7 protein-coding genes are annotated in these 8,385 nt (G+C 63.4%); 3 read left to right on the top strand and 4 right to left on the bottom strand.

Annotated elements, in window-relative coordinates:
• Nucleotides 1–193 precede the first annotated feature (193 nt).
• The 3 genes from AC07M8_RS19510 to AC07M8_RS19520 all read right to left on the bottom strand — a co-directional run bounded on the left by AC07M8_RS19510 (nucleotide 194) and on the right by AC07M8_RS19520 (nucleotide 3,251).
• Nucleotides 194–1,150 carry a dioxygenase family protein gene (locus tag AC07M8_RS19510; RefSeq protein ID WP_495175889.1) on the bottom strand — a complete coding sequence of 319 codons (957 nt, stop codon included), beginning with the start codon at nucleotides 1,148–1,150 and terminating at the stop codon, nucleotides 194–196.
• Nucleotides 1,151–1,237: 87 nt separating this feature from the next.
• Nucleotides 1,238–2,323, bottom strand: coding sequence for an ATP-binding protein (locus tag AC07M8_RS19515; RefSeq protein WP_495175890.1), 1,086 nt, complete (start codon nucleotides 2,321–2,323; stop codon nucleotides 1,238–1,240).
• A 196-nt stretch (nucleotides 2,324–2,519) separates the two neighbouring features.
• Nucleotides 2,520–3,251, bottom strand: a complete 732-nt coding sequence (locus tag AC07M8_RS19520) for a response regulator (RefSeq protein WP_495175891.1) — start codon at nucleotides 3,249–3,251, stop codon at nucleotides 2,520–2,522.
• Between the two features lie 643 nt (nucleotides 3,252–3,894).
• Between AC07M8_RS19520 and AC07M8_RS19525 the strand changes: the two genes are divergently transcribed.
• A complete protein-coding gene (locus tag AC07M8_RS19525) occupies nucleotides 3,895–6,021 on the top strand; it encodes a prolyl oligopeptidase family serine peptidase (RefSeq protein ID WP_495175892.1) in 2,127 nt (708 codons plus the stop codon).
• Between the two features lie 445 nt (nucleotides 6,022–6,466).
• Here the strand turns inward: AC07M8_RS19525 and AC07M8_RS19530 are convergent, their stop codons facing one another.
• On the bottom strand, nucleotides 6,467–6,862 hold the full coding sequence (locus AC07M8_RS19530) for an ankyrin repeat domain-containing protein (protein WP_495175893.1): 396 nt from the start codon (nucleotides 6,860–6,862) through the stop codon (nucleotides 6,467–6,469).
• Between the two features lie 375 nt (nucleotides 6,863–7,237).
• On the opposite strand from AC07M8_RS19530, the gene AC07M8_RS19535 reads away from it, so the two are divergent.
• Both AC07M8_RS19535 and AC07M8_RS19540 read left to right on the top strand, forming a co-directional pair.
• Nucleotides 7,238–7,612 carry a hypothetical protein gene (locus AC07M8_RS19535; protein WP_495175894.1) on the top strand — a complete coding sequence of 125 codons (375 nt, stop codon included), beginning with the start codon at nucleotides 7,238–7,240 and terminating at the stop codon, nucleotides 7,610–7,612.
• Nucleotides 7,613–7,701: 89 nt separating this feature from the next.
• A complete protein-coding gene (locus tag AC07M8_RS19540; protein WP_495175895.1) occupies nucleotides 7,702–8,019 on the top strand; it encodes a hypothetical protein in 318 nt (105 codons plus the stop codon).
• Nucleotides 8,020–8,385: the final 366 nt, after the last annotated feature.

Consider the following 8,385-nt stretch of genomic DNA (forward strand, 5'->3'; position numbering starts at 1 on the left):
TTTGACTGTCGGCAAACATGAATGAACGGCTAGTTTTGAGCAGCGGCTAACTGGCTCTGGATGTCCGAGTATGGGTCTCTCAGCTCTAGGCGCTGCTATGCAGAAAGGTGCACCGTGCCCACAAGATCGCAGATTGATGTAAAGTCAGCCAGCTCCGAGACACTCGCGCAGGCTGACCTCACCCACTAAATGATCAGGTAGCGATTCCGATAGTGGCCGTGGCGACAAGCCCCGCGGCTGCAGATCCAGTGATCGTCGGCGTCTGCTGGGTTAGCTGCGCGGTTGTGTTATCACCGAACACGTTGTCGTTGCTCAAGCTGACCTGAGCGAAGTTGGTCTTGCTCGAAGGATAGAGGCTGGTTTCGGCGAAGATCGTCGAGCACCAAGTCAAGGGCATCGCCAGTTGCGAGGTGAGCACGGCATACCTGCCCCCCAAGGCGTTGCTGAGGCTCGAAAACACCTCAAAGTGCATATGCGGCCAGCGCCCAGAGTAACATGCCGGGAAGATGGTGGTGAATGTTACCTGTCCATTCGCATCAGTGACCTGCACGCCGCGAAGGTAGCTCTCGGCGGTTGCGCCGCTATAGAGCGAATAGTTGCCGTTGCGGTCACAATGCCAGAGGTAAACTGCATAGTTTGCCAGCGGGGCGCAGCTCGCATTGACGTTCACAACGGTTAGCGTGAGCGTCACCTGCACTCCGGTCGCGACCGTGGTGGTGGAGATGAAGCTCGGCCGAATGTCGCTGCGAACAATGCCGCTGACGGTAAGGACGTTGGAGGTCGAACCGCTCGACGTGTTGGTGCCGTCAGCCGGATAAGGCCCCGAAGTTTCCGTCGGGTCGGCGATGCAGGCGCTGCTGGTCGAGGTAGACGTTGGCGTTGGCGTCGGAGTTGCCGTAGCAGTCGGTGTTGGCGTCGGTGTTGCGGTACTGCCGGTGGTAACGTCGACGGTGCTCGAGGCGTCCGAACCAGAGCCGCCGCAGCCAGCGACCAGGGCAGCCGTGCCGGCGCCGGCGAACCACTTCAGCGCCCGTCTACGGGCAACCATCGCCTCCATGATCTTGATGTCCTCGGCGAGACTGTGTCCGTGGTCGCCTTCTTGATCGTGCTGGTGGCTCATAACATCCGCTTCCCTGGTGAGTGAAAGCATGATGAGGGGCGTTCCTCGCCCCCGTATGTCGCCTCCCGTAGCAATATTGCAGTTTGTTGCAGGGCATCGGCAATTTCGATCCGCGACCTAGGTCGCGAGCGGCAGCGTCACCCGTGCGCGTACACCTGTCGGACCATTCTCAAGCGTCGCGCCGCCACCATGCCGGACGGCGATGGATCGGACGATTGCTAGACCAAGGCCGGTTCCTCCCGTGGAGCGATTACGCGACGGATCGCCCCGCACGAAGGGCTCGAACAGTCGCTCCACCGTCCCTGGGTCGATCCCTGCGCCAGCGTCGTCAACGGTCACCTCTACGACGCCGTTGCCCACGGTCCATCCGATCACCGCTGAACTCCCGTACCGCAGCGCGTTGTCGATCAAATTGCCGAACAACCGGCGCAAAGCGCCTGAATCACCGCGGACGATCGCGCGGGGCCCGGGCTCGAGCGATACAGGCGCTCCGGCTACCTGCACGTCCTCCACGAGGCTGTCGAGCAGGCTGCCGAGTTCAAGCCGTGTCTGCTCGTGGGCGCCGGTGTCGTCGCGTGCAAAGGCAAGCGCCGCTCGGATCATTCCCCGCATCTCGTCGATGTCAGCTACGGCGCGGATCCGCGCAGGCTCAGGCAATTGCTCGATCCAGAAAGCTATGCGCGATAAGGGTGTGCCGAGGTCATGTGCGATCGCCGCGAGCATCGTGGTTCGGCCTTCGGCATGCCCTGCAAGCCGCGCGTGCATGGTGCCCACCGCGCGCGACAGCTCAAGCACCTCCCGCGATCCCGACTCCGGAAGCGCTGTTAGCGTAGCGCCAGCACGTGCCTGGTCTGCTGCTCCAGCAAGCTGTCGCAATGGCCGAGAGATTGCATTGGCAAGCCACCATGCTGGTATCGCGAGCATCAGGATGGCCGCCAGCATCGAAGCCAGCGTCACCCAGTGCCAGCGCCTAAACAGCGGAGGCTCGGCCGAGTCGAGCCGCCGCCACTGACCATTGACGTGCCATCCGAAGGTATAGGCGCCCATAATCGCATCAACAGGCCCCGGTGCCCGCCTGCCGAGAAAGGCAAGGACATCGTCGGCTTGCGACCCAAGCTCCCGCGCGAGATCGACAGTTACCTTGAGATCAGCATGCTGGCCCGGGCCTGGCACCGGGCGAGAAGGCGTAACGCTCAGCCGCATGCCTGCCCCTCCGTCTCCCGGCAATCTGCCGCTTTTGAGGATCGTGGCGATTGCAGCCAGGCTTTGGGGCGCATCTCTGGGCGGCGGGCCGCTGAAGGTTACTACGAAAAAGATAGACGTTGCAACTAGGACCGAAGCGATCACCAGCGCAAAGATCAGTTGCGCAATTGAGCGAGCCGATCGGACTCGCCCTTGGCTAGCGGTCCTCGACATCGGCCATGAGCATGTAGCCTTCGTTGCGCACGGTACGGATGAAATCATCTGCTCCAGGCGCGTCGTCGCGGCTCAGCTTGCGACGGAGGCGGCTAATCTGGACGTCGATCGCTCGATCGAAGTGCTCGGAGTTTGGCCCACGGGAGTGATCGAGCAGAAAGTCCCGGGTAAGAACGCGGCGGGGATGATCCACCAGCGTCATCAACAATCGAAACTCACCATCCGACAGGTTGATCACGACACCTTCCGGATCGAACAGCTGCCTTCCGACCGGGTCAAGCCTCCATCCGGCAAACCGCTTGAAGGGGCGCAGCGGCAGCGCCTCGCGCATCAGGGACGGGGCTCCCTGATTACGCCGCAGGACAGACCGTATTCGCGCCAACAGCTCGCGTGGGTTCGCAGGTTTGGCAAGATAATCGTCGGCACCCATTTCAAGGCCCACGATCCGATCTACATCTTCGCCGATGACTGAGTGAATGATCACGGCCGGCGACGTGGCGCGATCCATCGACCGAAGAATGGTAAGGCCGTCCTCGCCGGGCATCATCACGTCCAACACCACGAGCGCATAGGATGCTCGAGCGAGTGCCGCACGCATTCCAACTCCATCAGCGGCCGTGTCGACGGCGTAGCCGTGCGAGCACAGGAAGGCCGCGGTGAGCTCGCGGATGCCTGGGTCGTCATCGACAATAAGGAGGCGGGTGTCAGGAGCCATATGATCGGAGGTCTGAGTCGTGTCTGCGGAGCGAAGCATGCTCATAGCTCAGCCAGCCTCGTTTCGCGGATATTACAACCCTGCAACATTGTCCAAGATGCCCTGAACGTGGCTGCAGTGTCACACCGACGAATGTTCCGAATTCTCAGTGGGCTGATCCTCGTCATTGAGGTGCTACACCACGTGTGAGGACGTCCAATCGCGGATCCACTGCCATGGCGCCATGGCGCAGCTATATTTCTGGAGCTGTCGCAAGCCGCCTCCACTTCCGACTACGTCACCGACAATTCAATCCGAAAGGCGTGGTAGCGCGCAGATGAACGAGCGTCTGAAGTGGGGGGGGCGGGGAAGGGCCCATGGGCGTCTCAAAGTGGGTCGTCTCAGAGCATAGACCGACGAAGAAACGTTGATGGCCTTGTCTCGTGCTTTGCTCTGGCTTCAGGAAGGCGGCTTCTCTTGTCCGAGTGTCGCGAGCTTTTTTTGCCTGTTCCTACCCGCGTCTCATTAAGTCCATCGACTAAAGTGAAGCAATGTGTCAGCATTGACGTGATCAAGGTAGATTGTCGGCTCACGACGTCACCGCCGCGCCGACATGTAGCGGGGGCTGCATATGGATCGTCGCGATTTCCTACTGTCTGCGTCTGTGACGTCGCTGCTGTCACTCTCGCATGGTGCATTCGGGCAGACGGCCAAGCCGCCTTCAGCAAAGCAGGTGGACGCCGTCGACACGCGTTTGGGTTATACGCTGCGCGATCCTTATCGGTGGATGGAGGACCCGAAGGACCCGGACTGGGATCCTTGGATGCGCGCGCAGGGTGCGTACGCACGGCGCTTCCTCAATGCGCTGCCCGGGCACGACGCGCTGCTGCGTCGGATCGGCGAGCTGACCGGCGAGCTGCCGGTCGCCTCGCGCGTTCAACGAGCGGGCAGCGCCACGTTCGTGGAGTTTCGACCGAGTGGCGCGAGCGTACCCAAGCTCTACGTCGTCGATCCGATCGGCGCAGAGAAGAGACTGCTCGTCGATCCGGAGGCGACGGCAGGGGCCGACGGCGCGCACATGAGCCTCGACTGGTGGCGTGCTTCCGACGATGGCGGGCTGGTCGCCTACGGCTTGTCCCCGGCGGGATCGGAGGAGTCCGTGGCCCGCGTGATGCGCGTGGCCGACGGAACGCACTTCCCGGAGAGCATGGAGCGCGCTCGCTTCGCAAGTCCGCAGTGGCTACCCGACGGATCTGGCTTCTTCTACACGCGCGGCCGCGAGGGAGCCGTGCGCGGCTCGCCCGATTATCTGCTCAATACGGTTGCCTGGCTCCATCGAGTGGGCAGCGATCCGCGGCAGGACGTGCGGATCGCAGGCGGGGGTGACACGCTGGACGGCTACAAGCTGCTGCCGATCGACTTCCCCTTCGTCGTCACGACGCCCGGATCCGACATGGCGCTTCTCCTGCCGTACGGCGGCGTACGACGCGAGAACGCGCTGCTCGCGGCACCGCTCGCCGAGGCGGTAACCGGACGCGCACAGTGGCGCGCGATCGCGCGGCTGGAGGATCAGGTCACCGGCTTCGCGCTGCGAGAACGAGACGTCTACCTCGTGTCGGAGAAGGGGGCTCCGTTGGGGCGCATCCTTCGCACCTCGGCGTTGGCGCCTGACCTTGCGAGAGCGGAGATCGTCGTCGCGGAGGCCAAGACGCCGATCGAGACGGCGGACGCCGGACTTGTCGCCACAAGGGACGGGGTCTACTTCGCGCGCCAGAACGGCGGGCCAATGACGCTCCATCGTCTCGCCCCAGAGGGCAGCGTTACTGATATCAAGATGCCCTACGACGCGGGCATCTACGCGCTCTTCGGGTCGACGGATCAGGATGGTGTGGACGTCCGCATGGCAGGCTGGGTCGAGCCGTTCGCCATCTATCGCTCGCAGCCGGGTGGAAGCTTGGTCGACACAGGTCTGAGCCCGCGCCCGAGCTTCTCTACCGCGCCTTACGAGTCGACGCGCCTGATCGCGACAGCACGGGACGGTACCAAGGTGCCGGTGTCGATCATCGCCAAACGCGGACTAAAACGCGACGGCTCTGCTCCGGCGTTGGGACAGTGCTACTCGAGCTACGGCATCTCCGCGTCGCCTTTGTTCTCCCCGCGCTCGATCGCGTTTCTCGAGCGAGGGGGCGTCATGTTCGAGGTGCATGCGCGAGGTGGCGGTGAGTATGGCTCGCCCTGGTGGCGCGCTGGCCAGAAGGCCAACAAGCCGAACACGTGGCGCGACTTCATCGACGGCTGCGAGGCTGTCGTGAAGGCTGGATGGACGTCTCCGGTGCGCCTGACGATCATGGGGACATCCGCGGGCGGGATCGCCGTCGGCAATGCGCTGGTGGAGCGACCCGATCTCTTCGCTGCTGCGATCGACAACGTCGGCTGGACGAACACCTCCCGCGCCGGGGTGGAGCAGAACAGCGCCCCAAACTTCCCCGAGTTCGGTGATCCCTCGAACGAGTCCGAGTATCGCGGCTTGGTGGCGATGGACGCCTATCAGAGGATCAAGGACGGCGTACGCTACCCCGCGGTGCTGGCGATGACAGGGATGACCGATCCGCGTGTCGCTCCTTGGCACCCGGCAAAGTTCGCTGCCCGACTGCAGCATGCGTCAACCGGAGGTTCGGTGCTGCTGCGTGTGGACTTCGACGCCGGTCATGGTCTCGGCTCCACCCGTCAGCAAACCGATGCGCAATGGGCGGATGTGCTGGCGTTCGTTTTGGCTCAAGGACGCACTTAGTCCCGTCGACGTCCGAACCGCCTACTTTTTCAAAGCAAGTAAACGCCGCGCCTGCCCTAGTCAGACGTTGATCCTCGAAGAGGTCGCGGATGGCTCGAAACCGAAACCTGTTCCATCAATGCCGCCGACGGTGCTCCGCCGCGTCGTCCATCGGATGGCAACGCTGATAGAGAGCAGTGCGACTTGAGCGCGCCTTGTTTAAGCGTGGCTAGGCGGCGGATTTCTGCGGGCGGGCGTAGGGCGATGCATCGACATGAACGAACGGCGGGGAACGGGGAGCGAACAGGATGCTCTGAGTGGCCGGTTCTTGGGTCTTTGCGGAGCGGCGCCGCAAGCTGGACCTCGCATCCAGGATCTCGCCGGCTTACCCTGCCGGACAGCGCGGTCTACGCTCCATTGCAACCGGACGTGATGCCCTCTGATGCGAAGGGCATGTGGCTGCGAGCTACCGCATCCCTGCCGCTGCCTTGGGCGGCCACTCGCCTGCTTGAACATGCCGGAAGACAATGCTCCGATACTCGGCCGGGAACGGAAATCCCCGGGCGCGCAGCTTGCCAAGTACACGGTGCCGTGCATCGCTCTGGGCGCCACGCACGATCGGGCTCTTCTCGGCTGCCCAACCGACGCTGTCCCCGAACTCGCTGGTCGCCCAGATGTCGGCTCCCGCATCGATCAGGATCTCCGCAATCTCGAACTGATCGGTTTCGGCGGCGAGCAACAATGGCGTTGACCTATCCGACTTGCGCTCCTCCAGGTTGGCGCCCGACGCGATCAGTTCGCGGACCCGCCGCGCGTCGCGATCATACACCGCGGCGATCAGGCTGTCTGACGACTTGCTCATGATGCACCCGGATGCTCCAAGGATTGCGACCAGACTTCCCGATTGAAGCAACCAGTCGCGCCGCGAAGGCAATGCTATGTCTCGACATCGTATTGGCATGTTCATCCGCATTGAAGATCGTTCAACCAGGAAGGAAGGTATAGGAGTTTTGGCCCCATTGCCGCACGCTTTCGATGACCGCCTTGTTCTCGCGGCGCTGAGGGAGCCGGACGAGCCGCCGCCTTGGGGGATCGCCGTCGCGGGCCGCGAAGGCCGGGATCAGCCGGCGCACGAGCGGGTTTCATGATCGGGTCGGGAGGGCGATGGTCTATGGGCGTGATAGCGCTGCTGGCCCTGTTAGTTCTCGTAGGTCACCTGATAGGAAGGCCCGCTCGGATGTTCGGAACCGCACCGCTCGTGCTGATTTGGGAGGGCGCTGCCGGGCGGCAGCCCGTGCGGTTCGTGCCAATCAAGGTAACCAGTATAATGCGAGACAATGGCGGGCTGCTCGGCATTGGACGGTCGCCCTCCCTGCCCGGCGGCTTTCCCGATGCGCGCAAGGTCGATGTTGAAGCGCTTGATGGCTCGCGCGCTCGTATGACGCTGCGCGTGCCCGGTTCGTATCTGCCGCCTGGGCTCGCGGCAGGGCAGCGTAAGGTGCTCGGGTTGACGGCTGATGAGCGTGTCATCCGGTTCCTGGTCCCGGACGCCCGAATACCGACGGAGCGGCTCGCTGACTGGGCGGCCCGGTCTGGTGAGGGCTCTCGGTGATCGGCAGGCGCAGGGCGCCATGGTCGTGGTTCTCCGCCGAGAAGCGCCGACGTTCGCCGGCGCGTCAGTCCGAAGCGGCGTCGAGCAGGGTGGCAGTCGACGGCCTGATCCTTGATGGCAGCACGGGTGAGCGGCGCGTTGCATGGGGTGCGGTTCAGCGGATTTTAGCGGTAAGCAGCGCCGGGTATGTGGGCGACACCACGTTGCTCATCATCGAGCTTGCCGATGGGGATAGCTTCATCTTCCACGATGCCGAACCTCACCAGCCCGCGCTGGTCGCGGCGATCGACGCCTTGCCGGGGGCGGTGTCTTCGCTCGTATGGCGGCTATACCTCATGGCATCGCCCGAGGTGCCGCTCGAGATTTACCGCCGCTCGGACGGCGACCCGCAATCCGAGAGCGGCTGATTACGCCGCCCTAATCCGCTCACCGGGCAGCTCAGACTGTCCGTGGACGGCAGCACAGCCGAGTTGAACGAGCGGCTGCTTTAGGGGAGTGAGGGGAAACAGCTGAGCGGCAGGTTTTGGGTCGTCCCTGCGGCGGCCGCTCCCGACCAGATACCGCCGTTCCCGGTGGCGACGTGAACGTCCGGATCTGACAAAAGCTGCCGACCGAGCGCCGTGAGGCTGCCGATCTTCACATTCGGGAACACGGTTTGGGAAAGCGCCTAGACGACTCGCCTGTAAACGCTGATCCCCTAGGGTCAGGACTCGTTGATCACAGCCAGAAGATGACGGTGGCAGCGAGGGTGACGGCAGCGAAGAAGGCCGTTG

It is taken from the genome of Sphingomonas sp. GW821-FHT09E03 (assembly GCF_059416225.1).

Excerpts from the sequence above, each read along its gene's own strand:
- AC07M8_RS19535 (WP_495175894.1), top strand. The coding sequence starts at position 7,238 with ATGTTCGGAACCGCACCGCTCGTGCTGATTTGGGAGGGCGCTGCCGGG.
- AC07M8_RS19530 (WP_495175893.1), bottom strand. The coding sequence starts at position 6,862 with ATGAGCAAGTCGTCAGACAGCCTGATCGCCGCGGTGTATGATCGCGAC.
- AC07M8_RS19515 (WP_495175890.1), bottom strand. The coding sequence starts at position 2,323 with ATGCGGCTGAGCGTTACGCCTTCTCGCCCGGTGCCAGGCCCGGGCCAG.
- AC07M8_RS19510 (WP_495175889.1), bottom strand. The coding sequence starts at position 1,150 with ATGCTTTCACTCACCAGGGAAGCGGATGTTATGAGCCACCAGCACGAT.
- AC07M8_RS19520 (WP_495175891.1), bottom strand. The coding sequence starts at position 3,251 with ATGGCTCCTGACACCCGCCTCCTTATTGTCGATGACGACCCAGGCATC.